Source organism: Clostridiisalibacter paucivorans DSM 22131 (genome assembly GCF_000620125.1).
Taxonomy (GTDB): Bacteria; Bacillota; Clostridia; order Tissierellales; family Clostridiisalibacteraceae; genus Clostridiisalibacter; species Clostridiisalibacter paucivorans.
Genome location: NZ_JHVL01000052.1, coordinates 1 through 25,816, shown reverse-complemented (window position 1 = coordinate 25,816; position 25,816 = coordinate 1). Strand labels below are relative to the sequence as shown.

Sequence of the window (25,816 nt, the reverse complement as noted above, 5' to 3'; positions counted from 1 at the left end):
TCATCTAGTTGATTAAGTAGCTCTGTGATTATTTCACATGCCTGACGGCAAACAAATTCATAAATCCTTTTCTCTAAATCCTTGAAATTTATATCCATTTCCTTTAAACTTATCTTATACATGTAATCACCTAACTTTCTAGTTTTCTTCGCAGATACTATTATATTGGATGATGCATGTATATGAAAGATGCCTTAAGGCATCTTTTTTATTTTTTGTCCTTTTTGCCTACTAAAATTATACTCTAAGTTCTAAAGCGAGTACCTCATCAAAAAATCAAAAAAGAAAGGAATGTTAAAATGACTACAAACAATGAAAAATTGGGTGTTGGTATTACAGTAATATCTATTCTTGAGCTAATTAGAAAGTTTTTTCAATTGTTATTAGTAATAATCGTATTACTTAAAAAAGAAGATATTGGCTTATGGTTAGAAAAAATAGGTGCAAATAATATTATGAATGCTATTTCAAATCAGCAAATAATAATAACAGTATGTTTATCAATTCTTGCCATCTTGGGATTAATTCTTATTTTGAATAAGAATAAAATTGGAATGTATTTATATTTTTCCATTAGTTTAATCAATTTCACTATGTTGGCTGTACAAAATAGTTTCCAGATAAAGCCTTTGCTATTTGATTTGGTATTCCCAATAATATTGTTTGTTTTACTATATAATAGAAGACATGTTTTTAAAAAATAAATGAAAGGAATAAATAAAATGATAGAACTTAAGCATATTAGTAAAATTTATCAAATGGGTAAAGAAGAGTTTTATGCTTTAGATAATATTGATTTAAATATCAATTTAGGTGATTTTGTATCTATTGTTGGCCCTTCTGGATCTGGAAAATCAACGCTTATGCATATTATGGGTGGATTAGACAAACCAACCAAAGGAAATGTTTTAATTGAAGGCAATGATATAAGTCAATTTAGAGACAAAAAAATGGCTAAATATAGAAGTCAATATACAGGGTTCATTTTTCAAAATTTTAATCTTGAACCAACTCAGAGTGCTCTGGAAAATGTAATGATGCCTTTGATTTTTTCTGGAGTTTCTAAACATAAAAGAATAGAAATGGCAAAAAAATCATTAGATATGGTTGGACTGTCAAATAAGTTAAATAATAAACCAACTGAGCTATCAGGAGGACAAAGACAGCGGGTAGCTATTGCACGAGCTCTGGTAAACAATCCTAAAATTATATTTGCAGATGAACCAACAGGAAATTTAGATTCTAATTCAGGTGCACAAATAATGCAACTTCTAAAGGATTTAAACAATAAGGGATACACCGTAATAATGGTTACCCATAATGTTGAACAAGCAAACGAGGCAAAATTTGTAATCACAATAAAAGATGGAAAGATAAAGAAGGTAAGAAAAAATGAAAATTAAAGAATATATAATAATGGCATTTTCAAATTTACGTAAAAGAAGAGCTCGAACTTTTTTAACATCATTTGCAATTTCAATTGGTGTTATGTTAATTATAACCATGTTATCCCTGGGAAAAGGTGTTGAAAATCTAATTATTAATTCTTTAGAAGAATTTAATACTGTAAATATAATCTCATTATTACCACAGGAGTATGAAAACTCCAAAAAAGATGATGATAATAATTTGAAATCTGACTACAAAGTTATTACGGAGAATGTATTGAAAAAAATTGCAAATAGGAAAGAAGTAAAGGATTTAGTAGTTGAAGTTAGTGCTGATGCCAAAGAATTGAGAATTGGAGAAAAAAGGGTTGAAATAAATGGCTTTAGCGGAATAGATACGAATTATAATGTGTATTCAGATCTAACTTTACAATCTGCAAGAAAAAAAGAGAACGATGAAAATTTGCCACTCTTACTAGGAGGAAATTTAATTAAAAACCCTAAGTCCCATGAAGCTGTAGTGACTGAATCTCTGATGAAAAAATTTGATTTTAATAAGCCAGATGAAATCTTAGGAAAAGAAATCGATATTATATCAGACAGAAGTCAGAGTGGAATCAAAGAAGAGCCATTAATAACAAGGGTAAAAATTGTTGGAGTTGTAAATGGTAAAGTCGATTCTTCAGAAAGTTTATTCACAAGTATAGTAGTTTCTGATAAAGTAAATAAGTTTTTAAATAGAAACGATAAATATGTATATGAAATAACAGGTCCTTCGAATGTATCTGTTAATGTTAAAAATGCACAAGATGTAAAAAATATTAATAATTATATAAAAAAAGAACTTGGGTACGATACTTTTTCAATGGAAGGCATTGCAGAAATTATAAAACTAATATTCACAGTTATAAAAACCTTTTTGGCAATTGGTGGCGTTATTATTCTTTTAGTTGCTTCTCTAGGTGTTATAAATACAATGTTTATGGCAATTTATGAAAGAACAAGATCAATAGGAGTTATGAAAGCTGTAGGGGCTTCAAGTAGTGATATTAAATCAATTTTTCTTGTAGAATCTGGAACAATTGGATTTCTTGGAGGTATTTTAGGAACTATCTTTTCAATAATAAATATTCAGTTAGTTAAGAGTATATCGATAATGATGTTAAAATCAAAGGGTATAGAAGATGTAGAGTTTCTAAAAGATATTTTCATATCACCAGTATCAATCTGTATAATTACAATATTATTTTCCATTATTGTTACTATACTCGCAGGACTTTATCCATCATCAAGGGCTGCAAAACTTGACCCTATTGAAGCTATTAAACACGAATAATAACCACTTTAAAATAGTGAATAGATAAAGGAGCATGAAAGTTGAACTTTTATGCTCCTTTACTTTTCTTGAAAAATCACATTATCCTTTTTAAACTCTAAATTTTCAAATTCACTATTCCTTTAATCCTAACTGCAATGCTATACTTTAGATTAGGTGACTTTTATTTTTGTAGTAGTTATTTTACCTCCAACTTTATTCAAATTCTTGATCTTTAAAGTTGGGTCTGTTACACCACACTCATACATGATATCTCCTAGTATTTTGAACTCTTTTCTTTTTATAACTACCTCTACCTTATATCTTCTATCACCATTATTTCCTCTTGCTAAGAAATTATTAACTGTATATCCTGCTTCTCTAAGCTTTTCTGCTATCTCAATCATCTTGCCCTTGTTATTGAAAAATATATCTACTTCCAAAATTCCTAAAGCAAGTCGTTCTTCGATTTTACCACCAATAAAAACCCCTAGTGTTTTTCCCAATGCATATGCAATTGCAAAATGGAAACCTTTTGAATTAGTTACTTTCCCAAGGACTGTTGCAAAAATGATAGCATCTATAAATACTAAGAAATATACTGGATTCATAATATTCTTTGCAAGTAATATACTTTTTAATGTTGCTAAGATATTAGTCAGTGCCGTTACCAAAAACAATCCGATAAGTGTTAATATTATACTCTGTGTCATTAAAACACCTCCTTTTAGTTTTCTAATCATCCATTAATATAATTAAATAAATTTATTAATATATTGTTTGTCATATATATAAGTATTGTTCAACAAAAAAGCTAACATAGCAATATGTTAGCAAATAATCAGTATATTTAATAAATCCACAATTAAACTCAATGATTGCAAAATATAAGTATCTTATATTGCTAAAATATATTCGCAGAATCAGTGAGAATTAACCATGTAATTATTCATTTTAATAATTCATATTGAAAAGTATCTTCATAACAGTTTTGAAACTAACGATAAAATTATTGAAAAAAATAATCTAGCTATACATTAATTAGTTTTACATAACAAATGACTAATTTTTATATTATAACATATACTTAGATTCTTGACAAGTTTTTTTGTTTTCTAACTACCTCTATTCTTAAAATAAAACATATCATTTATATATAAATATATATAGAGAAAAAAAGTAATATGCTTCCAGCAAGTACAAAGAGATGCCATACAAAGTGATGATATTTGAACCAACTAAATACAAAGAACAAAACACCAATACTATAAAACAATCCCCCTAAAAATAATAATATAAATCCTATTGAGGTTAATGTTTTAAAAATAGTCCCTACAAAGAAAATAATAATCCACCCCATTGTTAGATATATAAGGACATGTATTTTAACAAATTTTTCAATCCATATTGCTTTAAGAATAACACCAAATATAGCAATCCCCCATAGAATACTACAAACTACTAACCCCTTCATGCCACCGATTACAATCAAACACAATGGTGTGTATGTTCCAGCAATTAATAAATAAACAGAGGAATGGTCCAACCGTTCAAATATATTCTTTACTTTTCCCTCTGGAAATGCATGGTAAAACATGGAATTAGCATAAAGTATAATAAGTGAAATTGAATATATCATCATACTGACTGTATATAAGGTATTATTAACTTTTTTGCTTTTTATTGCAAATAAAATCAAAGCTGTAATTCCTAATAGCATCCCGATTCCATGAGAAATAGAGTGAGCAAGTTCTTCTCCAAGAGAAAAGTGCTTTCTAACAATTATTTTCTTAAACTTATTCATCTCACGCCTCCAAAATACCTTTATACTCATATATTTTCAGATAATTATTTTTTATCTTCTATAATTTTAATAAATACTTCCCTTTTTCTTGGTCCATCAAATTCACAGAAATATACACCTTGCCAAGTTCCTAAAAGAGGTTTACCTTCATTTATAATAATCGTCTTTTGTACACCCATATATGAAGATTTTAAATGTGCATGAGAATTCCCTTCAAAATGTCTATAATCGCCCTCTATTGGAAATATCTTATTAAGAGCTCTAATCATATCTTTTACTACATCTGGATCGGCATTTTCATTGATTGTTATCCCCCCTGTAGTATGAGGACAATAAATCACTGCAATGCCATTTTGAACTTTTGATTGTATCACTGCCTCGTCAATAAAATCTGTGATATCTATAAATTGTTGAAGTTTTTTTGTGAAAATTGAAAATTTAACTAAATTAGTGCCCATTCTCATACCTTCTTCTTTTAAATTTATTCTAAGTTCCATATATCAAAATTCAGTATAACTACTCTACCCATCTAGCTTTTCAATCCCCAATACAACAACAGTTCCAAATAGAAAAGCTAATGCTGCAGTTAGAATCTCCATCCAATCATATGTAATATCCTTTGGAATTAATACAAATGCAGAAGCTATAATAAGACCTAAGATAAAACTAACAGTAACTCGACGATGATTTTCTAATAAATATCGCGTTGATTTTGAAATCAATACTATCCCTAGCATTATACCAATTCCTATGAAAAACAATGGAATAAGAATAACCAATTTCAAAGTTAATATATTGGCTACATATGTTTTAAATAAATAATATTGACCTATAATTAACAAGATCATTGAGCCACTTACCCCAGGTAAAATCATAGTACCTCCTATAATAATTCCAATAAATATTAGCTTAATCAAAAACATAAGGGTAACTTGAGGATATGCATTTATCTCTATTACTTGTTCCCCAGGATTATAATAAACAATTAGTAAAACTGTTAAAATACCTAAAATAATTGTTAACCATGATACCTTATATCCTTTTAATTCTTTCTTCATTACGAATGGTATACTCTGCACTATAAGGCCTATAAACCAAAATACAGTCTGGATCGGATAATGCTTAAATATCCAATCTATAATATTTGCAAAAACAACCAACCCTACAGCTGCACCTATTAGTATCTGAAACAAGAAAAAAATATCCTTTTTTCTTTGAGGATTACTTACCTTAGTAATATTAGATATACTTTTAATCATCTTATCAAATAAACCTAAAAGAACCATAATTGTCCCGCCACTGACCCCTGGAATCATATTAGCCATACCAATTGCCATACCACCTAATATATTTTTTATCATATAGCTTTTTCACCTCAAAATTTTAATTTTACATCATTTTATCTTATTATTTTTTATAATTCAATTAAAAGTTTAATCATCTCATAACAGCTGTTAACTGTCTAGTATTATACCACTTTTTTGATGAAATGATCTCCTTATTACGTTCAGTATATATGGTTGAAGAATTAAAATACTCATTGAATGATATTATTTCACTAATTTCATTTGATTTATTTACAACTGTCCACTTATATATCAAAAGCTCAAATTGCATAATTCATCAATTTCTATCTGTTTTTCACTTTCAAACATAAATATATAATAATCCTCATTTAATGCCTCTGAATAATACTTTTCCATTTGTACTATGCTTAATTCATTCTCCAACTTGTCTTTGCTAACACCAAAATATACATTTGTGCTTTCAATAATCCCATATGGACTACTCAATTTTTTCCCTCTAAGAACTATTCCATTGGGTAACAAATTATTTTCATCGTACAAAAGATATGTTTTGTGGTCATCATTATATCTTCTTGTTGATTTTTTGGGTTGTTCCAAATTATATATAATTTTATCAGCTACTAATGGTATTTTAGATAATCCAAAAATATCTATGTATAGATCTTCTATCTCAACAAAATTTACAGTTTCCTTATCTAAAAAGACTATATACTTATCTCCTTGAAATGAACTATAAATTATTTCGTTGTTGCCAATCTTGCTAATAATATTATCATAAGAAAAATAAATAATAATACATGTGAGTATGTATATAATTATGAGTACTCTTAATATTTTTTTAACAAATATTAGCATAATACCTCCTTATCTAGTTTTACAGTCCAGATATACTCAAAACAGTTGAATTATAATATATGTTTAATTTTCCTTTACGATATATTATAATTCTACCTAATACTATATTCCTCCTAAATTATATTTGTCAAATTTCTTTTTACATACTTTATTAGTATACAGAAAAATACCATCGCTATATTTAAACGCAATAACATCCATGAACTATTTATAATATACTGATCGACTAATATCTAGAATTTTATAAAGGATTGTTTACCAATATTTTAAAATTATTAACTTATTTGTAATTTATAGACTTTACTAAAAAAACCTATTTTCTATTTTAAAAAGCCAAAAATCTACTCATTTCTAATGTATTTCCACATGCCTTGAGAAAATAATAATGATGTCGTTATGTATCAAAAAAGAGGCTAAATTTATTTAGTCATTTAAACTGACCTAAAAACTTAGCCTCTTATGGTTTTTTATATTTAGTTTTGGTTTTATATAAATTAAATGTATTATATTCTCAGATATAAGCTGGTTTTGTTGTTTATATATCCTATACTCTTTCTTTCAGTTCTATATGTTTCAATTCTCTGATTTAGGACGTAATTATATACAAATCTAATACATCCAAATGTACTTTCTATCAGATTCTTTTGAACATCGTTTGTATATATTCTAAATCTATATGCTTTATTCATAGATTTCCACCTATTTTGTACGTCTAATTAACCCATCTAATTTTGTTTCTTCACTAGATTCAGGCCCTAACAGTTCAACTGGTTTTATCTTAGGGTCTAATATCGGTTCTAGTAGTTCAATTGGCTCTATTGTAGTATCTAATATTGGTTCCAATAATTTAGTTGGTCTTATCTCCGTCTCATCTAAAAATTCTTCATTAAGCTCAATTTTTAGTTTTTCATCAGATTCTATTGCTAATCCTTGTACATCGCTAACAGTAAAAATAATTAAAGGCATCACCAACAGTAATATTAAAAATTTCTTAATCACTAATAATCCTCCTTCTTTTTAAAAATATTTAAAACCAAGATGTTCATCAATATACACTTTATAATATTTATATTTCATATAAATATTATAAGTAATAGACATATATAAAAACAGTTGCTAAATAAGGCCTTTTCAATAGTCGTACATTGACACCAGACCTAAGCATAAAACCATCTTATGGTGAATTATCCCACAGGAGTGGGATAGCATCTCCATCCCCTTGTCACTTATAAGTTTGCCATTATGGTTTTGTTCCGTCCAGTATTTTTGGCTTGATACATTGCTTGATCAGCAAATTCTATTAAATCAATGGAATTTAAATCTTCATTTGGAATTATTGTAGCAACTCCTAAACTGGCAGTAACACTGGTCTTATTATCTTCATAAATAATGACTGATTTTTCTATCCTCTTTCTTATATCTTCAGCAAACATCATTGCACCTTCTTCTGGTGTATTAAATAACATAACTATAAATTCCTCTCCACCAAAACGTGCAACTGCATCTTCTTGGCATTTCACAGAAGTTTTTAGGATATTGGCAATGCTTTTCAAACAATAATCACCTGCAAGATGTCCATAATTATCATTATATTGTTTGAAACAATCAATATCTAATACAATTAGAGATAAAGGTAGCTTTTTTCTTAAACAAGTTCTCCAAGTTTTCTTGAAGAAATCATCAAAACACCTTCTATTAGATATATTAGTAAGTCCATCTATCATGGACATTTTTCTTAATTGTTCATTTACTTCATATAGTTCTTTTGTTCTTTCTGTTACCTTTAATTCAAGCTGTCGATTTATTCTTCGAAGTTTTAGTACTAGAAGTATAGCACCTAATATAATTAAAATAAGGATACCAAGCACTGTATAGTAAAAAACTCTTCTTAGTTCTTCTTCCGTAAAATAGACAACTTTTTTTCCTCTCCACTGGCTTAATATTTGATCCATCGTGCCATCATTTTTCATTTCTTCTAATCCCTTATTAATCAGATTTAAAAGTTCTTCGTTACCTTCTCTTACAGCTATACGAGAATACATGATTTCTATAGGTTGCTCTATAACTTGTATTTCACTAACTTTACTCTTAGCTAACTCATATTCGCCGATCCATCTATCAACAACTAATGCATCTAATGCACCAGAATCTATCATTTCAAAGCCAGAAATCCAGTCCGGTATAATTACTATATCGGTATTGTTATATTTTTCCAATAAGTAGAATGGATATCCTACTGATTCGATGCCCACCCTTTTATCATTTAAATCATATATATCATTAATGTTTATATTCTTAGCTTTTTTAAATATTGAAAATTCAGATTTTAATAATTCAGATGAAAAATCGTACAATTTTTCTCTTTCTGGACTTGGATTGATTTGAAGTAATGCATCTGCTTCTCCTGACAGTACTTTATTTTGAGCTTTTTCCCAGTTCATAGCTTCAACTTTCACACTGCGCCCAATTTTTTTACCTAGTTCTTTTACGATGTCCACAACTACCCCTTTGACTTTATTGTTTTCTTTATAAATAATAGGAGCAATTTTTTCGTTGCCCACGAAAAGAAGAGCTTCTTCACTTGTATCAATTTCAACTGAATATACATGTGTTGAAAACATTAATAGCATTGTAACTATTAAAATGAAGTAGGTTGAGTTTTTAATAACAAGAATAAATTTCAGCTTAGTCTCTATTTTCTTTTTCATTTCTCCTTTTCTCCCTTTTGATATTTGGTCATTTATATCAATTGTAATCTCACAACTTGTCTACTTACCTACCGGGACAAGGGGGGGAATGGATTACTGTTATGCTAGACTCTTAATTATTTCTTTAACATCATCTGTTAATTGCCTTTTGTTATGTATATCCATATATAGTCTTGATTGTTGATTGCTAAACAAGCCCCTTAAATTTACTAGTAAGTTCATAAAGTAATGTATTCTATTATAATTCTATAGTATAATTTAATATTTCTCAACACAGTCTAGTATCCCTTGTCCAATATTTTAAAATATTAAATTATTTATACTTATGCATTTAACAATCAGCAAAATAATTTAAAAATTCATATGAGAAGTAGAGTTACGCTCTACTTCGTTCTATAGTATCCTCATTTTGTAAAGTTTCCAAAAAGCCTGCCACAACACTATGACTATTGAGATAAAAGCATCACTAAGAGCTATATTTTTATCTTTGAGATGAGAATATTCAACTTTAAGATATTGTTACTATCATTGTATCCCTATTACTCAAAATTTCTTACTTTATTGTAGATTTCTTTAAAATTATCTGTTAAATCTTCATATCCATGATATCTTATATAAATTACATTATTGTCTAATATTCCAAAAAACATTTGAGTTTCTTTAATCCTGTATAGCATAGTCTTTCAAAATAATATGTTTTCCTTCATAATAGTCTTGAGATTTCTGCTTGGATAGTGCTGTTTTATAAAGTTCTTTTAGACATTCTATTATTAATTTTTTGTTATCTGCAATTTATCAGCTCATTACAATATCTATAAAAGTCCATATCTTTAAAGATACGGACTTAAAAATCACTTGACTTCTTCAATTTCCTTATTTTCATTCACAAATAAAACTGATATACCCGTTCTTTCCTTAGCAAGACGAGGCAACTAGTATATGGTAATTAATAACATCTTTTTCTTTTCTAATGAAATTACTATAAAGTTTCAAAAAACAAACTGTCGTTGACTTTTTAGAGTTTGCCTTACTGATGTAATGATTCACGACAGATTACCTTTTAAAAATGTTTTTATGATTTTTAGTCTAACAATTACTTCATTCTGCTGTAGTTTTTACAGTAAATGATAGCTTATCATAAGCCCATAAAGTCTCTATTAAGCGCTCATATAAGGTAAATTCACTATTTGCAAAATTTTTCTTAATACCATCATAATGTAAATCTAATCTTATATTCTTGTTATAGTAAAAGTATAAAGTATCCTTACCATATTTTTTTACTATATTTCCTACTTCTCTTTCTAGATCTTTGTCTTGTTTTGCAATATTACCATCTTCATTATTTATAAATATTAAATCATAGTCTTCTTCAGAAGATTTATTATTAATATTTTTTGTTGTAATATGCTTAAAACCCATATTATATAAAAAAAGCTTAGTTTGTTGATTAATTTCATTTTCTTCAGCTAACATCAATATTCTACTGCTTTTCTTAATCTTAACTTCCTTCTTATGTTCATTCATAATGCTCTGTATAGTACGAATGTCTTCACCAGTAAAATCCTCTACAATTTTTTCTATTATTTGTTTTAATCTTGTCCAGATACCTAAACTTCCTAACATTATAAATACTCCTCCATAAATATATATCCTATATATATCCCTACCAACCTCACCCTTCTTAGTTTCAAGTGCAATTTTTTCATTCGTCCAATCAAGCCTTAATTTATAAAATTCATTTATTAATTCCTGATCCTTTTCCTCTATTTTAGTATTTATATCTTCCATAGTCGCATCATATTCATTAATTGTATCTTTTACTTCTCTTTCCATAGATTTTATACTATATATATTATATATACTAAAAACCAAAACTAATAATAATAAAATTATAAACTTAAAATTTTTCTTAATAAATCCCCATAGACTATAACAAGGACAACTTTTATGCATAAATATCTCTCCTATTTAATTTTTTTACCTTACTTTAAATTTCTTGTTTAAAGTTTTATGTAAATAATCCTTAGACATAACCATTAAATCCGAATAGTCTTTAAAATTCTTTAATGGTCTTAATACCTCATGTTGATCATAAGCAAAATTTTTCTTTTCTTTATTTTTTTTATTTATATAATCTAAATAGTGCTCTTCATTTTCAATATCCTTTATTATTTTTTTGCTTAACTTATATTCATTTATTGTTTCTTTATTTTGTTCTAGAAATTTTTTCATTTTATTCTTATATGCATCTATAAATTTACTAAAATCCTTTAAAAATTTATATCCCAAATCATCTAAAGCTCTAATCTTTAATTTCTGTTCTAAATAAACATTATTTATATTAACAATAGATTTTCCATATCCATAAGCCTTAGCTCCACCAAATAGTTCGTAATATTCTTCATTATCACTATCTAAAAGGGAAATATCTAAGCTTATTAATAACATGCCTAACTCTGTATCTGTAAGATTATTAAAATATACTTTCCCCTTTATTTCACTTTCTGGATGTAATACTTTCTTAATTGAAACCATATCCTTATATTCTTCACTATATCTAAAAACCTTCTCTTTTTCCCTAATCTTATAAAACTTATAACCCCTTAGCTCAATATCATCTATACTATGGGCATAGGATTTTATATCTTTGGGATGACGCACTCTATCCTGTTTTAAATACATAGCAAAGGCACTAGCTTGAGGTTGCGGTAAGAAAAATTTTTCTTCATTAAATTTTGGTTTCCCTTTAACAACAGCATTTGAAAATCTTACCCTAGATTTGTATGCCTGTCTCTTATCCTCACCCTTTCCAGTAAATCCAAATATAGACTCGGCATAGCTAATATTATACTCACTTGTTTTATCCTTAGGATTTAACTTGTTTATAATATCTTTTATAGAATTTTTATATAATACCTTCATATAAGGGGTTCTGCCAATATTAATTGCTTTTTCTCCTTCTTCATTTGGCAAATAAAATACTACTTTTCCGTTACTTCCTTCATTTTCTTCAGAAAAAATATTATAAAAGTCCTTTATTCTTTTATTATATTCCTTACTTTCTTGTGAGTCTTTATCCTTCATCACCACTTTAAATTTTTTTAAGTTATCATTATAGGCATTTATTAATTTATCATCAACTTTTATTTTATCCTCAAACTGTCTTTCTCCTATAAGATAATGTTTCTTTTTGCTGTTTACATTGTTACTACAATACAAAACTCCTTGCTTTAACTTTTCTCCACCATGATTTCCATCAGGATTCTTTATTTCCACTATCCCACCATTTTCATTAAGGCTGTAGGCTACATTTTTCTCATATGGCTTAAATTTTATATTTCTTTTGACATTCTTCCACAACTTTTCAATTTTTAATTTCTTTTCTGTCCTTTCTAAATAAAGATTTTTAAGCTTTATTTCATCGGAATTATCCAAATCACAAAACACTTGTTTGCCTAGGATTTCTTTTAGGTTTTTTACACTTTCTTCAATATCCTTTGAGTGCCATTTATTTTTATTGTTACAATAAGCTTTTTTCAATTTTTTATTAAACTCTTCATTTTTGAATAACCCAGTACTTTTCCTCAATCTTTTAATATTTATACTTAAGGATTCTTCTTCTTCTTTCAAGTTATCTATTTTCTCTAATTTAGAAGTATCACTCCATTTATACATCTTGTGATTATGTTCTAATTTTAAACTTTTATGTCTATTAACTAATTTGTACTCATCAACAGTAAGAAAATTTTTATTATACAATTTCTCTGCTGGATATATATAATATTTATTGCCTATCTTTTGTAAATATCCAACCTTTACAACTTCATTTATCTTCTTACTCCCCTCTATTCCCATTGTTTCTTTATATTCATCTTTTATCGTTTTATTTTTAGAAGCAAAGTCTCTATATAATATCTTCTTATCATCTATAAATTCAGGATAGCTAAAACTCAATATTTCCAAATTATTTCTTATGCGTCCCCTAATTTCACTACCCCTAATAAAAATCTCATTATTAGAATTCTTCCTAAAATCAGTAGTGAGCTTTCCTTTTGTTTTTATTGTATATTCAATATAACCGCTATTTTTAAAAACTCTAGGATTTTTATCATTATGGTTTGGTAAAGAAAATTCTTCTGAATTCTTTATTCTATATGGATAATACCACTCTTTAGGAAATGAAATAAAATTATAATGAAGATCCTTTAATTTAATTTTATTATTGTTATTATTTCTCTTAATTTTAGCCATTTTTATCCCCCTTTACCAAATCTAATAGACAAGTATTTTTTACATAGGCTAAATCATCATCATATGCCACATATTTCCTTACTTTTATGGAATTGTATTTATCTTTCTTTTTAAATTTTTTTTCTAATAAATATTCTCTGTCAAAATATTCTCTTTTTTCTTCTTTTCCATCTTCACCATGTAATGTCAATATTCTATTCCAATCATCTTCATATTTATATATAAACAACTCTTTTTTGCTGTTAAAAAATCTAGCTTCAATGATTTCAAATTCTTCATCGTCACAATTTTTATTCAACCTTCTTTCAATTTCATCAATAGAATTTGCTTTATCCAATAAAACGTCACTATACCTATGGATTAAATAATTTATTTCCCTTTCATTTTCCCAATCTCTTATATGATCTCCTAATATATTAATCATTTTTTACCCATCCTTTTTCCAAACTTTTCTTAAAAGCCTTTCTAAAATCATCTAATTTTTCTTTATCTTCTTTTATTTCTATTGATCTTGAATCTATATTAAAATCTATTTTAACCTCATAATCTTTTATAGTAACTTTCATTTCCTCAGCCTCAAACTCACCAAGCCCAACAGAAGTCCTTCCTCCTATAGGAATTAACCCTAAGCCTATATTTCTTAAAATAGTCAAAATAGGATATACGAATTCTTTATTATCTACAAAATTATTTAAACTAAGCTCAATTAAAGCTTGTCCTTCTATTTCTCTTTGCTTAAATAGTGCATTTGTATAAGAGCTTCCCACTAATCTATCTACCTTATTATATGTAGGATATTTATCTTCTTCTTTAGACTTTCCATCTATTTTCTTAGGATAAAATACTTCTATTTCATTAGCATTATTAAGAATAATGTCTTTAAATATTATTCTTCCAATACTATTTTGTCCACCAAATAGTTTCAATACATAATCCTCTGAACATACTCCTAATGAATTATACAATTTTTCTATTTCACTTTTCATAAGACCCTTAATGCTTGAAGCTGGAATATAATAGCCTTTATTTCCCCTTTGTATTCCACTAAGCTTAAAATTCTTTTCTATATCATAATCATAATTTTGATATACTCCATAGGGAAATCCTCCCTTCAGTATAAATTTTATTTCTTCACAATTATCTATACTAGCATTATTATTAACATTTACTTTTTTCCAATGTAAATTATTATCATTTCTTTTAAATATATATTCCTTTAATCCCTCAATACTATCTAAATTAAATTCCTTTTTTTCTATTTGATTTATCTTGAATTGACCAAAACCGTTGGTAACTTGTCCTCCTAGAGTAAGCTTTTTATCACTTATTCCATTAGTTATATCCTTTATAATGGTTTTAAATTTTATTTCATTTTCATCATTACATTCCATTTCTATTTCAAAGGATATCCTAGTTCCAATATCCAGGTATTCAAATTCATATTTGCTTCCATCATCAGCTGTAGAAGTTCTTCTATTAATCCTTGTACCTTCCTTTATACAAATATCTTCCTTACTTCCTGCTATTATTCCATCGGTAATAATAGCATTACTTTCTATAAAGTCAAGTTTTTCTTCATTAACAGCTTCTCCACCTAGAACTTCTATTATATTTTCTTTATTTCCCATATACTTTTCTAAAAAGCTTCTTATAGCTCCTCCAATTGAGTTTCCAGTAATAAATGGATTTCCATAGGAGTTTTTTAAAAACTCTCCCTTTTCTTCACTCCCAAAATATACAGGTGTAATGGCCTCTATATTGAACCTATATTTAATTATTTTATTCAACACTTCCACCTCCTATATTTAAGGATACAATTACTAAATCCTTTAAAAATTCCTTTCCATCCATATCTTTATAGAATAAATTTCCTTTTTTAGAATTTAATTTTGTATCTATGTAATTTTTTAAATAATCGTTTTGTTTATCTCCATAATAATAATTATATATATCTAAAAAAGAGTTGTTATTAATGCTAAATTTTTCCTTATCCTTCATATACTCTCTATTTAATATGTTTTCTATATTAATTTTTCCCTTCTCCATAATTTGTATAATATTTTGCTTATGACTATCCTTTTCAATATTAACATTTATTGGATTATCTTCTTTTTTTCTTTCTTGAATAAAAATATGTCTAAGCCATTTTTCCTTGGCATCATAAAGCCCATTAACTATAATATTAAATGTTTCAGAACCTTCTACATCCTTTATATTTATATCCTTTTCAAAATCTTCATCATTTCTTTCACTACTAAATTCTTTAGCATTAAGATTTATTTCTTTAGGATAATCAATATTTCCAGCAATCCAACCATATCCATCTGTAGTTCTCATGCCAAAAAGATGCTCATCTATCCTTAATAAATCTTCCTTTGAAATCTCATCCTCACAATTATAAACCATAATAGACCCAGCTTTAACTGTGCTTTCCTTTGGATACCTTGCTCCCCATTTCATATTGTATCCTTCAGAATATCCCTGGTTAGCAATTATTCTTTCAAACTTAATTTTTTTTCCTTTAAGTATTTTTTGCAATTGAATTTCAACAATATGATTAGTAGGATTGCCACTCTCATCCCTTAAAATACAATCAGATAAACAGGTTAATATTAGTTTTTTTCCTGATTTAGTTGTGTATTTTAATCCAATATTATTTTTTACTTCACTATATTTATCATATGTACCTACAAAATCAACTTTACATAATCCATATCCTGAACCTTTAGAACCTCCTAAATACCATTTTTCATTTTTCTTTAAAATCCCACCTAATATTTCACCTATTTCTTCATCGGCTTTTATAATAGCTGTAAAAACATGTCCATTTTTTATTGCTTCATATCTAAAAAGATTGTCTCTGTTTTTAGATTTATTATGGTGTAACCTTAATTCCTTTTTTATTTCAATATGATTAAGCTTTAAATTCTCATTAATTGAAATAAAAGAAATGGGAAATGTATTTATTTGCTTTTCATTATCTAATAAATTTCCAAGTTTAAACAACTCTTCAGATTTTTTTATCATTGCCTCTCTAAAGTTATGCTTGTTTGTTCTGAGGTGAGTAGGAGTAGGTATAAATAATTTTTCATCATAAAAAGGATATCCATTATAAAATTTCATATCCTCCAATAGCTTTTTTTTATAGCTTTTTCCATTACTAATACTGCATAAATTACTGTCCAATTTTAATCTATTTATCAGACTGGAAATTGCTGCACCCCTTATTGTAGATCCTGGAATGTATGATTTTGAATTTTCCATTTGGTTTTGTACTCCCCTTGCTCCAATTTTTAAGGGCTGTAAATTTTCTATTTGTAATACTATGTATTTATTCACCTAACAACACCTCCAAACAATCAACATTTTCAATTTCCTTAATTAACTTGCAATTTTCATTTAAAAGCTCTGCCTTTATTTTTCCCCTTCCACGATTTATAGATGAACCTATACTATCAAGGGACTTTACTACAATATTTAAGGAAATTAAATCTTTAAAATCTATCCTTTCTAAAAAACCAATTTCACTATAAAAAACTAACCCATCTTTAACGGTATGATATGTCATCATCATGCCATTTTCAACTGTTCCAGATTCTTTTATTTGTATTCTAGTTCTTTTTTGGGTTTGAGCCTTTATCATATCATAGGGTGTTATTTTATAATCTTCATCTTTATAATCATTAATATTTTTAAAATAATCTCTAATATTTTTTGGTAATTCCAAATTTGTAATTGTCATTATTCCCCTCTGACTGGGTATTACTATTTGGCTACTTTCTTCAAGCTGTTCTTTGCCCCCACCAAACTCACTTCCAAATAACTTTATAATAGATTGCTTAAATGGCTTTACTCCTTCTTTTCCCTTTATTTTTTCTATTTTTTCTTCTATCCACTTTGCTTTCTTTCTGAGTTGACCCTTTAGTGTCTTTCCATGAAAATATACAAATCCCAATTCATCTGCAAGAACCTTATCATTTACTAAATTCTGCTCCTCTTCCCCACTATTGAAAATAGCCTCAGATTTCAAAGTGATTTTCAATAAATATTTATTCATTTTACCAACCCCTAATTTAATCTATTGTAATTAAAAAGTTAAAAGCATCTATAATATCATTTAGAATATATATACGCTCCTTGGTCGAAGTTTCTATTACCCCATAGTCATTATTACTTGAAAAAGTTTTTGAAATAGCTGAGAATAATTCCTCTGTATACTCTTTTCTCCTATTATCAATATCAATTTTATAGCTTTCATATCCATCATAAAAACTTTCTTGTAGTTTTTTCAAAGTAGACTTACTTATTTTTTTATTTAAAATCATATCTTCCATATCTTTCTTCAATTCTTTAAAATCTAAGTATGAAAATATATATGCTTCTTTATCTTCCTTAAAATAACTTTTAATATCATCAATAATCAAAGGCTTTATATGATATATTTCATCCTTTTCTTTTATATTCTCTATAAAATCCCCAGATTCTATATTGCTCCCTTGTACAATTTTCCAGTCCATAAAAGATAAATATTCCTTATCATCCTTTATCTTATGTAAATATATCTTAGATTTTTTACATAATTTTTCTGCTTCCCTATATCCATCGAAAAATGGGTATCCTGCTTTAACTATAGCAATCCCCGCACAAGTTGTTAATCCATTAGGCATTTTTTTCTTAATAATTTCACTTTCCTTTGACTTTTTCTTTATATTTTTTATAATATTAGCTGCAGCATCTATTGCAATTCTTCCATCAAGTATTAAACACAAATCGTCTCCAGCAGATATTATTGGAGTAATATATTTCTTTATATTCTCATTATTATATTCGCTTAATTTTTCAAGATATTCTGATATAGACTGATAATAAATATCTCTAATATCATTACTTAAATTATGTAACTCTTTTATGCTTTGACAACTGTCTACAAGTTTTCCCATTCCATTACCATCTAAGCTAATAATTCCAATGTAACTCATTTTATCCTTACCCTTATAGTCTCCTAATTCAGATGTTATCTCTATAGATGCTTCCTTTGACAAATTTAAGATAGACTTAAGGTTTTTTTTAGCTTTATTAATAATTACTTTATCGCAATGAATTGAATCTTCTTTGACGTGGATTGGAAATCCAGTTTCTCCATCTAATTTTTCTACTCCAAATGATATTTTTTCGTATCTACTTCTTCTTTTTTCTTTAAGTTTATTAGCTTTATGAGATAAGAATTTTTTGTCTTCAATAGAAAATTCACCATCATTTTCCCTTTCAATTTTGCTTATATATAACTCTAAATCAGGATACGTTTCTAAGACTTTTCTAGAATATTCTCTAATAAACTTTTTAGCCTTATCATTATCTATAAATCCAATTATGCTATTTCCCCCACCACAAAAAACTTTTTTTGCTTCGTATCTTTTTATAAATTCATTTAAGCTTACTTTCATATCATTATAATTTTCTGAATCATCATATTCAGTTATAGACTTAATTATATATGAATTCTTCAGATTATCCTTTAATTTGTTACTTTTAAATATAAATTCTTGTTTCTTAGATACATCAATAAATACAAAAATTTTACTCATAAACTTCACTCCATTTTTTAGTTGTTAATATGTATTTCTACAAATATATATATATTTCCTTCATTAGTAAAATTATCAATATATTTATTTACCCTATTCGACAATTATTATCATTTTTTTCTATATTAGTTATGCTGTTTTCAGGTAAAATGAAGTATAATAACTATTTACTTATCTACCACCTTATCAAGCATAGCTTTTTCACCATTTATTTTGGCAACGCGGTCAGGAGTATAATACTCTTGACCTTTTTCTTTTGTTTCTTTATTTTCTCTTCCAATTTAGCTTTGCTTTTGGCTGTTATTTTCTCTAAGTACCTTTCTAGAATATGTCCCCACATCTTTTTGTAGTATAAGCAATGACAGAGTATCAACCCTATTTTTACAAAGTACTCATTGTTCCATTTCTAGGTCATAAACCATCCTGTTCTTTGGCATGAATTTTTCCCCCTAAGTCTTCACCTAACATATGAATCTACTACATGCAATTCCTTACTGAATGTCTTTAAAATGCACCTATACTCTTCATTTGCTTTGGCATCCTTTAATATATTTAGATAATAGTTCATTTTTCCTCTTATTATTGGATTTAATACATCTATCCATTCTTCCTTTTCCTCCAGTGCTTAAAGGTGAATCCAAGGAAATCAAAATTTTCATCATTGAAACTAACAAATTTTGTTTTCTCTATTGATATCTTTAATCCTATGTCATTTATCACCATATCTGCTATGGCAACTACTCTTTCTGTTTCTTCTTCTATTTTGCTGTTAAACATAACTTTAGTACAACCTAAAAACAAATAAAAACATCAAATTATTAATATTATTTAATCTAATATAGGATACTATTTTAAAATAGTGTTAATAATTAAATTAGGGAAAACAAATATATTTCCACCACAGTATGGGGCACACTATTGTGCATTTATAACATTTACAACATCCATTTTATTTATTTTTTTCACTGGTCCTATGACAGATAAAAATGTAGCCACAACAGAAAGTACAATAATTACAGCAAGTGCAGTAAATGGAAACTGCCATTCAAGACCCCAACGTGAAGTAATCATCGAATTAAAAATAAGTCGGTGCAGAGGTAATCCCAAAACACACCCCAGCAAACACCCACAAATTACATAAGTTCCAGATTCAGCAAGTATCAAGCGCTGAAGCTGCTTTCCAGACATGCCTACTGCCCGCATTACACCATATTGATTCATTCGCCCTGTAACACTCATATTTATACTATTTATAATATTAAAAACTGTGATAGATGCAATAAGCAATAAAAATCCATAGATAAAGATTGCAAAAGAATAAAATACAGCCTTACCTTCCTCATTGCTTTGTCGCTGATCCGAAAGCTGCATTTGCGATGTTGTTAAACTTCGTATCCAGGAAACTGTCTCATCATTTGCACCTTTTTCAAGTTGCATATCAATAATTGTATATCCTCTTTCTCCAATTAACTCTCGAAATAGTTTTTCTGAGCAGATTACAGTTTGTGTTCCAGAAGTACTGTCAAATGGACTATCAGATAATATCCCCCCAATTTTTATCTTTTTTTCTCCTGAAGGAAGTTTTAAGGTAATGGAATCTTCTAGCTCCAAAGTGAAATCTTCCGAATAAACAATCAAAGCACTATCCGTTCCTTCTTCCACCTTATCAATGCTTCCCTGAGTTAATTGTTTCTCTGCACAAGCAAATTGATTTTCCTCATAAGAGATTAGATTAATCTTACTGCTGCAATGCTTACTTGTTATGGGTATATTATATGCAAACATACGACCATAAGCATGCTTTATCTTTGAGTTTTCCTTCAGCTCATTAAGTAAGTTCATATCCAATGAACAGGTGTTATCTTTACTGACAATAGAAACATCAGGAGTATAAGGTCTTAGCGGTTTTAATCCCTGATGCATAAAGTTTACCAGTACACTAAAGGATAAAAACAGAATAATACTTATGCCAAAAGAACCAGTCATAAGTAAAATATTTTTTCTACTAGAAAAAGCATGATGAATCCCCATAGCAATATCCACCCTCACATGTTTAGTCTTAGCTGCTGTTTTAGACTGTGGTACATTGCTTTGATTAGTATTTCCAGTTACTGCACTAAGTGGAGAAACTTTAGATGCTTTTTTGCATGGTGAAAGTGATGAAAGTATTACTGTCAAAAAGCCTACAACAATTCCTGTAATTATACTGGGCCAACTGATAGCAAACAAAGGCATGTCACTAAAATAGGTAGGGTTTACATATTTTAAAAACCCTGAAGACATCCAAACTATAATTGTTCCTATCAATAATCCTATTGGAATACCTTTAAGACTAAAATTGATACCTTCTAGCAGTACAAACCTTTTGACCTGCCTTTTAGATGCTCCAAGACAACGTAACATTCCAAAAAATTGTACACGTTCAAGAATACTCATATTAAAACTACTTGCAATCATCAAAACTCCAGCAATTAGTACCAGCACAAACAAAACAGCTGCAATCATATAAAGCTTCACCATATAACTATCACGGCTATGACCAACTAAAGCCAAAAGAAAAATGTTTTCAGAAACCTGTTTATCTATTAGTTGAAATTTTGCCTTGATCTCATCAATGGCATTTCGCATATTGGCACCTTTTTTAAACTGAACATAGTAACTACTACCATCTGTATTTCCTGCAATTTCTCGTATTCTTTTATTTGATAAAATCAATCCATGACTATCTTTTCTCTTAAGATTTGCAAAGTCTCTATAAACACCAACGATAGTATACTTATCAGTTCTTCCTTCGGATAGAGTTACAGAAACTATATCTCCCAGAGAGATGTCAAACTGCTTCATGGCTTGTCTATCAAGTAAGGCTTCATCAACCTTCTTGGGAAAATGTCCTTTCTCAATATCAATACCCATTTCATAACAAATAGCTTCTTCACCACCTAGCACGACTAGTGGCTTTTCTTTTAGCATACCATTATGAACCCCATGAATCCAACCTGAAACCGCCACATCAGCACGGTTACTAATCAATCTTGCAGTTTCGTCGTCTATGTTCTTGATGTTAACATGAAAATTGCCATATTCTTTGATAGCACCTATCTTTCTAGTTCGAACCTCCATATCAGCCATACCAAAAATTGCAGTGACCAGACATACAGCAATTGCAATACATATAATTGTATTTCGATTTTTTTTCTTATGTACCTTTGCGGATTCTCCAACTAAATCAAGATAACTTTTCATTCTCTCTACACCCCCAAATCAGTTAGCACACCATCTGAAACCTGTAATACACGGTCAGCAGCAGAAGCTATATTTTGATTGTGGGTAATCATCAAAATAGTCTGTTTATACCTAAGAGCAGCAGCTTTTAGCAAAGAAATAACCTCTTTGCTGTTTTTACTATCAAGATTTCCAGTTGGCTCATCAGCTAAAATCAGCGTAGGACGGGTAATAAGTGCTCGCCCTATTGCAACACGCTGCTGCTGTCCACCAGAAAGCTGACTGGGTAAGTGATTCCGCCTACTCTTAAGACCTAGCACCTCTAAGATTTCCTCAACATATGCAGCATCTGGTTTTTGATAGTCCAAAAGTAAAGGAAAAATGATATTTTGCTCTAAGTTAAGTTCTGGAATTAAATTATAAGCCTGAAAAATAAAACCAATATTTCGTCGGCGAAAAATTGCTAATTTTTCTTCTTTCATAGTAAAAATATCTTTTCCATCAATAAAAACCTTGCCTGAAGTAGGAGTATCTAATGCACCAATTGAATTCAATAGTGTACTCTTTCCAGAGCCAGATTCTCCAATCACAGCAACAAATTCACCTTTTGAAACTGAAAATGATACATTTTTAAGTGCCTCTACTTTGGTGTCTCCACTTCCGAAAGTTTTACATAAATTTTTCACTTCTAATATATTCATTTTTATACCACCTTTCTTGTTACTAACACCAAAATATCATATGTACCTTACTCTCAGGTGAATTTTGGATTACATATTTGTAAGCTTCAAAAAGTTAAGTGCAAAAAAACTCCCCTTTCCCAATGTGCTGTCTACAGTAATAGTACCATTATGCGCTTCTACTATTGACTTTGCCAAAGACAACCCTAGTCCCACACCATGTGTATTCTGTGAAAATCGACTTCGATAAAAGCGTTTAAATATATAATGTATATCCTCTGGATGAATACCGCTACCATTATCTTTAATGATTATTTTTGTAATAACAGAAGTTTCTTCCCATAAAATTTCGACTTTTTCCCCTGCTCCCATGTGATCTAGTGCATTCTTAACAAGGTTTCCTATGGCTTCTATCAGCCAATCCTCATCACAATATAGGACAGCATTATCTGAGCCGTTTAGAGTAATGCTTTTCTGCTCCTTTACAGCTCTAGTTTCAAGACTGGAAATACTCTCTTTTACAATTGAACGAATATTTTCTTCTTTTTTATTCAGTACGATTGTTCCTGTATCCAGTTTTGTAATTTTTAAAAGATTTCGTATCAAAATTTCCATACGTTCTATAGAACTTTCCATTTTAACTGTGAAATTTTTCACTATTTCTTCATTGTTAATTTCTTCTTGTATGATTTCGTTGTACATTTTTAAAGCAGCAAGAGGTGTTTTTAACTGATGAGAAATATCTGCTATCAAATTTTTTAAAAACTCCTTGGTATGTTTTTCCACTTCAACATGTGCATTCAGAGAAGTAATTATTGAATTAATGGAATCAAATAATTTATATAAGCTTCCTTCTTTATCACTATCAATTCGTGCTGTAGCATCACCATTCATGAAAGTGTTAATAGCAGTATTAGCTTTTTCAATCGTATTTTGCTGACGTTTAAAATATAGAAAAAAAATAATTATAATGGATATTCCAAATATAACCACAAATAAAGTAGAATATAAACGATACTTTAAGATAAATGTATTTGTATCTGGTAACAACTGGTTATTAATATCTGCTTTATATCCTAATGACTGCAAAAAATTTTTCCCGGACAAAAGTTCTTCTTCTGTTTTTCTAGCTGCAAATACAGCAGAAACATTAGATGGCTTTGATCCACGCTCCAACAGGTATCCTGCAACCTCATAATCATGAGTAAGCATCTGTACTTTAAAATCGTAAACAATCAGTTGCGAAAAAATTAAGCTAAAAAATAAAGCCAATGTTAGAATAGCTAAAATCATCCAAAATAAATGACGAATATCTTTGTTTGTAAGCAAATTCATAGATCAAACACTCCTTATTTAACCACATTCCATTTATAGCCAATACCACGTACAGTGAGAAGCATTTTAGGATAGTTGGGATCATCTTCAATTTTACAGCGCAGTCTGCGTATATACACAGAAAGAGTGTTATCATCTATGAAATCACCATCTCCATCCCATAGTTTGTCAAGTATCTTTTGTCTTGTTAAAACAATATTTGAATTTTTCATAAGCAAACTAAGCAATTTATATTCAGCAAAAGTTAGCTCTAGAATCTGCCCATTTTTTAAAGCACGATTGTTCAAAAACTCAATAGTAACTCCATTTGAAGACACTGTAGAAGTCTCTTTTTGAAAATCTTTTGCTCTACGAAGTAATGCCTTTATTCTAGAAATTAATTCATTTAATTTAAATGGCTTTGTTATATAATCATCTCCCCCAATATCTAATCCCATAACGATATTTACTTCCTCATCAGAAGCTGTTAGAAATATAATGGGGACAGTTGATGTAAGTCTCACTTTTTTGCAAATTTCAAAACCTGTACCATCCGGTAGCGCTAAATCCAAAACTAGTAGGTCATATTTATGGTCTTCATAAAGAGAAAAAGCTTCTTTAACAGTTCTTGCTATATCAACATGAAACCCATTTTTTTTGATAAAATACTCTAATCCATCAATTAAATTTAAATCATCTTCAACTAATAATATTTTTTTCATTTCTATATTCCCCTTTGTTCTTTATATTTTAATATTGTTTACACAAATCTTTCAAAGTCTTGTTTATTCTCCTCATTGTTATATAATATATGCCAATTTGACTTTTTTTCTCACTTTTCTTGGAGTAAAATATACCCCTATTTCAAAATATCTTAATTACAAAATGTTGTCAACAATCCTATAACCTTTTTTACTCTCTACCATCTCATTAAATCTTTCCCTTTCATATAATCTAAAAGGATAATATTCAAAGTGTGCTAACTGCTCTATCTTAAGGCTATCTTGACTTGCTATTTACTACCACTTTGTACATTTTAGAAACTCCTTTCATAATAAAAATTTCATTATTTCTTTTCCTTTAAACGCAAAAAGGGGCTGTTTCATAACTGATTAATCAGTTATGAAACGCCTCTTTTATTATGTTCAAGTTAACAACTCAAGTACCTAAGTTTCAATAAATTCAAATATATTTTTCTTAGCCTAATTTTAAGTATAGCAAACAAAACTTAAATATTTTTAAGTTTTATTCTATTTATTCTATTTTTTATAATTAAATTGCCTCTTTATATTTCACGAAACCCAGTTTATTAGATTTCATTTTATTACTTAATTTTTTTATATTTATGGCAAAACTTAATAATTTCATCTCTGCAATGATTTTTTCC

Annotated in this window: 23 protein-coding genes; 3 read left to right on the top strand and 20 right to left on the bottom strand. The window is 28.4% G+C overall.

Features of this window, described 5'->3' with window-relative positions:
* Positions 1-299: 299 nt before the first annotated feature.
* Genes Q326_RS0112640 through Q326_RS0112630 form a run of 3 tightly spaced genes read left to right on the top strand, consistent with a single transcriptional unit; the run spans position 300 to position 2,724 of the window.
* Positions 300-704 carry a hypothetical protein gene (locus Q326_RS0112640; protein ID WP_026895724.1) on the top strand — a complete coding sequence of 135 codons (405 nt, stop codon included), beginning with the start codon at positions 300-302 and terminating at the stop codon, positions 702-704.
* A gap of 18 nt (positions 705-722) precedes the next feature.
* The gene (locus Q326_RS0112635) at positions 723-1,403 is read left to right on the top strand and encodes an ABC transporter ATP-binding protein (RefSeq protein ID WP_026895723.1); all 681 of its coding nucleotides are present in this window, start codon (positions 723-725) and stop codon (positions 1,401-1,403) included.
* The gene (locus tag Q326_RS0112630; RefSeq protein ID WP_026895722.1) at positions 1,393-2,724 is read left to right on the top strand and encodes an ABC transporter permease; all 1,332 of its coding nucleotides are present in this window, start codon (positions 1,393-1,395) and stop codon (positions 2,722-2,724) included. The genes Q326_RS0112635 and Q326_RS0112630 overlap by 11 nt, the downstream gene beginning before the upstream one ends.
* 152 nt (positions 2,725-2,876) lie before the next feature.
* On the opposite strand, the gene Q326_RS0112625 is transcribed toward Q326_RS0112630, so the two are convergent.
* The 20 genes from Q326_RS0112625 to Q326_RS0112520 all read right to left on the bottom strand — a co-directional run bounded on the left by Q326_RS0112625 (position 2,877) and on the right by Q326_RS0112520 (position 25,151).
* Positions 2,877-3,416 carry a DUF5698 domain-containing protein gene (locus tag Q326_RS0112625; RefSeq protein WP_026895721.1) on the bottom strand — a complete coding sequence of 180 codons (540 nt, stop codon included), beginning with the start codon at positions 3,414-3,416 and terminating at the stop codon, positions 2,877-2,879.
* Between the two features lie 437 nt (positions 3,417-3,853).
* Positions 3,854-4,507: a PAQR family membrane homeostasis protein TrhA gene (gene trhA / locus Q326_RS0112620; protein ID WP_034602201.1), complete on the bottom strand. Its 654-nt coding sequence runs from the start codon at positions 4,505-4,507 to the stop codon at positions 3,854-3,856.
* Between the two features lie 44 nt (positions 4,508-4,551).
* Positions 4,552-5,004 (bottom strand): secondary thiamine-phosphate synthase enzyme YjbQ, encoded by a 453-nt coding sequence (locus Q326_RS0112615; protein WP_250160345.1) that lies wholly within the window; start codon positions 5,002-5,004, stop codon positions 4,552-4,554.
* Between the two features lie 24 nt (positions 5,005-5,028).
* Complete coding sequence (locus tag Q326_RS0112610) at positions 5,029-5,868, bottom strand: DUF368 domain-containing protein (protein ID WP_026895718.1); 840 nt, start codon at positions 5,866-5,868, stop codon at positions 5,029-5,031.
* Between the two features lie 237 nt (positions 5,869-6,105).
* On the bottom strand, positions 6,106-6,669 hold the full coding sequence (locus tag Q326_RS0112605; RefSeq protein ID WP_026895717.1) for a hypothetical protein: 564 nt from the start codon (positions 6,667-6,669) through the stop codon (positions 6,106-6,108).
* Positions 6,670-7,172: 503 nt separating this feature from the next.
* Entirely contained in the window at positions 7,173-7,358 is a 186-nt protein-coding gene (locus Q326_RS0112600) for a helix-turn-helix domain-containing protein (RefSeq protein ID WP_026895716.1), read from the bottom strand.
* A gap of 10 nt (positions 7,359-7,368) precedes the next feature.
* Positions 7,369-7,668, bottom strand: coding sequence for a hypothetical protein (locus Q326_RS0112595; RefSeq protein ID WP_026895715.1), 300 nt, complete (start codon positions 7,666-7,668; stop codon positions 7,369-7,371).
* A 227-nt stretch (positions 7,669-7,895) separates the two neighbouring features.
* Entirely contained in the window at positions 7,896-9,230 is a 1,335-nt protein-coding gene (locus tag Q326_RS18005; protein ID WP_169733588.1) for a GGDEF domain-containing protein, read from the bottom strand.
* 1,245 nt (positions 9,231-10,475) lie between these two features.
* Entirely contained in the window at positions 10,476-11,330 is an 855-nt protein-coding gene (locus Q326_RS0112580) for an NARF domain-containing protein (RefSeq protein ID WP_026895714.1), read from the bottom strand.
* A gap of 24 nt (positions 11,331-11,354) precedes the next feature.
* Positions 11,355-13,628: a TIGR03986 family type III CRISPR-associated RAMP protein gene (locus tag Q326_RS0112575; protein ID WP_026895713.1), complete on the bottom strand. Its 2,274-nt coding sequence runs from the start codon at positions 13,626-13,628 to the stop codon at positions 11,355-11,357.
* Positions 13,621-14,052, bottom strand: a complete 432-nt coding sequence (locus Q326_RS0112570; protein WP_026895712.1) for a hypothetical protein — start codon at positions 14,050-14,052, stop codon at positions 13,621-13,623. The genes Q326_RS0112575 and Q326_RS0112570 overlap by 8 nt, the downstream gene beginning before the upstream one ends.
* On the bottom strand, positions 14,045-15,415 hold the full coding sequence (locus Q326_RS0112565) for an RAMP superfamily CRISPR-associated protein (RefSeq protein ID WP_026895711.1): 1,371 nt from the start codon (positions 15,413-15,415) through the stop codon (positions 14,045-14,047). Before Q326_RS0112565 ends, Q326_RS0112570 begins: the two co-directional genes overlap by 8 nt.
* A complete protein-coding gene (locus Q326_RS0112560; RefSeq protein WP_026895710.1) occupies positions 15,408-16,967 on the bottom strand; it encodes an RAMP superfamily CRISPR-associated protein in 1,560 nt (519 codons plus the stop codon). Before Q326_RS0112560 ends, Q326_RS0112565 begins: the two co-directional genes overlap by 8 nt.
* On the bottom strand, positions 16,960-17,685 hold the full coding sequence (locus tag Q326_RS0112555; RefSeq protein ID WP_026895709.1) for an RAMP superfamily CRISPR-associated protein: 726 nt from the start codon (positions 17,683-17,685) through the stop codon (positions 16,960-16,962). The genes Q326_RS0112560 and Q326_RS0112555 overlap by 8 nt, the downstream gene beginning before the upstream one ends.
* 16 nt (positions 17,686-17,701) lie before the next feature.
* Complete coding sequence (locus Q326_RS0112550; protein WP_026895708.1) at positions 17,702-19,213, bottom strand: Cas10/Cmr2 second palm domain-containing protein; 1,512 nt, start codon at positions 19,211-19,213, stop codon at positions 17,702-17,704.
* 597 nt (positions 19,214-19,810) lie between these two features.
* Complete coding sequence (locus Q326_RS0112540; RefSeq protein ID WP_026895707.1) at positions 19,811-19,990, bottom strand: hypothetical protein; 180 nt, start codon at positions 19,988-19,990, stop codon at positions 19,811-19,813.
* A 138-nt stretch (positions 19,991-20,128) separates the two neighbouring features.
* Positions 20,129-22,456, bottom strand: coding sequence for an ABC transporter permease (locus Q326_RS0112535; protein ID WP_026895706.1), 2,328 nt, complete (start codon positions 22,454-22,456; stop codon positions 20,129-20,131).
* 5 nt (positions 22,457-22,461) lie between these two features.
* Complete coding sequence (locus Q326_RS0112530) at positions 22,462-23,136, bottom strand: ABC transporter ATP-binding protein (protein ID WP_026895705.1); 675 nt, start codon at positions 23,134-23,136, stop codon at positions 22,462-22,464.
* A 69-nt stretch (positions 23,137-23,205) separates the two neighbouring features.
* Positions 23,206-24,450 (bottom strand): sensor histidine kinase, encoded by a 1,245-nt coding sequence (locus Q326_RS0112525; RefSeq protein ID WP_026895704.1) that lies wholly within the window; start codon positions 24,448-24,450, stop codon positions 23,206-23,208.
* Between the two features lie 14 nt (positions 24,451-24,464).
* Positions 24,465-25,151 (bottom strand): response regulator transcription factor, encoded by a 687-nt coding sequence (locus tag Q326_RS0112520; protein WP_026895703.1) that lies wholly within the window; start codon positions 25,149-25,151, stop codon positions 24,465-24,467.
* Positions 25,152-25,816: the final 665 nt, after the last annotated feature.

Excerpts from the sequence above, each read along its gene's own strand:
- Q326_RS0112525 (WP_026895704.1), bottom strand. The coding sequence starts at position 24,450 with ATGAATTTGCTTACAAACAAAGATATTCGTCATTTATTTTGGATGATT.
- Q326_RS0112615 (WP_250160345.1), bottom strand. The coding sequence starts at position 5,004 with ATGGAACTTAGAATAAATTTAAAAGAAGAAGGTATGAGAATGGGCACT.
- Q326_RS0112635 (WP_026895723.1), top strand. The coding sequence starts at position 723 with ATGATAGAACTTAAGCATATTAGTAAAATTTATCAAATGGGTAAAGAA.
- Q326_RS0112625 (WP_026895721.1), bottom strand. The coding sequence starts at position 3,416 with ATGACACAGAGTATAATATTAACACTTATCGGATTGTTTTTGGTAACG.
- Q326_RS0112555 (WP_026895709.1), bottom strand. The coding sequence starts at position 17,685 with ATGAATAAATATTTATTGAAAATCACTTTGAAATCTGAGGCTATTTTC.
- Q326_RS0112640 (WP_026895724.1), top strand. The coding sequence starts at position 300 with ATGACTACAAACAATGAAAAATTGGGTGTTGGTATTACAGTAATATCT.
- Q326_RS0112605 (WP_026895717.1), bottom strand. The coding sequence starts at position 6,669 with ATGCTAATATTTGTTAAAAAAATATTAAGAGTACTCATAATTATATAC.
- Q326_RS0112535 (WP_026895706.1), bottom strand. The coding sequence starts at position 22,456 with ATGAAAAGTTATCTTGATTTAGTTGGAGAATCCGCAAAGGTACATAAG.
- Q326_RS0112570 (WP_026895712.1), bottom strand. The coding sequence starts at position 14,052 with ATGATTAATATATTAGGAGATCATATAAGAGATTGGGAAAATGAAAGG.
- trhA (WP_034602201.1), bottom strand. The coding sequence starts at position 4,507 with ATGAATAAGTTTAAGAAAATAATTGTTAGAAAGCACTTTTCTCTTGGA.
- Q326_RS0112550 (WP_026895708.1), bottom strand. The coding sequence starts at position 19,213 with ATGAGTAAAATTTTTGTATTTATTGATGTATCTAAGAAACAAGAATTT.
- Q326_RS0112580 (WP_026895714.1), bottom strand. The coding sequence starts at position 11,330 with ATGCATAAAAGTTGTCCTTGTTATAGTCTATGGGGATTTATTAAGAAA.
- Q326_RS0112610 (WP_026895718.1), bottom strand. The coding sequence starts at position 5,868 with ATGATAAAAAATATATTAGGTGGTATGGCAATTGGTATGGCTAATATG.
- Q326_RS0112575 (WP_026895713.1), bottom strand. The coding sequence starts at position 13,628 with ATGGCTAAAATTAAGAGAAATAATAACAATAATAAAATTAAATTAAAG.
- Q326_RS0112540 (WP_026895707.1), bottom strand. The coding sequence starts at position 19,990 with ATGTTTAACAGCAAAATAGAAGAAGAAACAGAAAGAGTAGTTGCCATA.
- Q326_RS0112520 (WP_026895703.1), bottom strand. The coding sequence starts at position 25,151 with ATGAAAAAAATATTATTAGTTGAAGATGATTTAAATTTAATTGATGGA.
- Q326_RS0112600 (WP_026895716.1), bottom strand. The coding sequence starts at position 7,358 with ATGAATAAAGCATATAGATTTAGAATATATACAAACGATGTTCAAAAG.
- Q326_RS0112630 (WP_026895722.1), top strand. The coding sequence starts at position 1,393 with ATGAAAATTAAAGAATATATAATAATGGCATTTTCAAATTTACGTAAA.
- Q326_RS0112530 (WP_026895705.1), bottom strand. The coding sequence starts at position 23,136 with ATGAATATATTAGAAGTGAAAAATTTATGTAAAACTTTCGGAAGTGGA.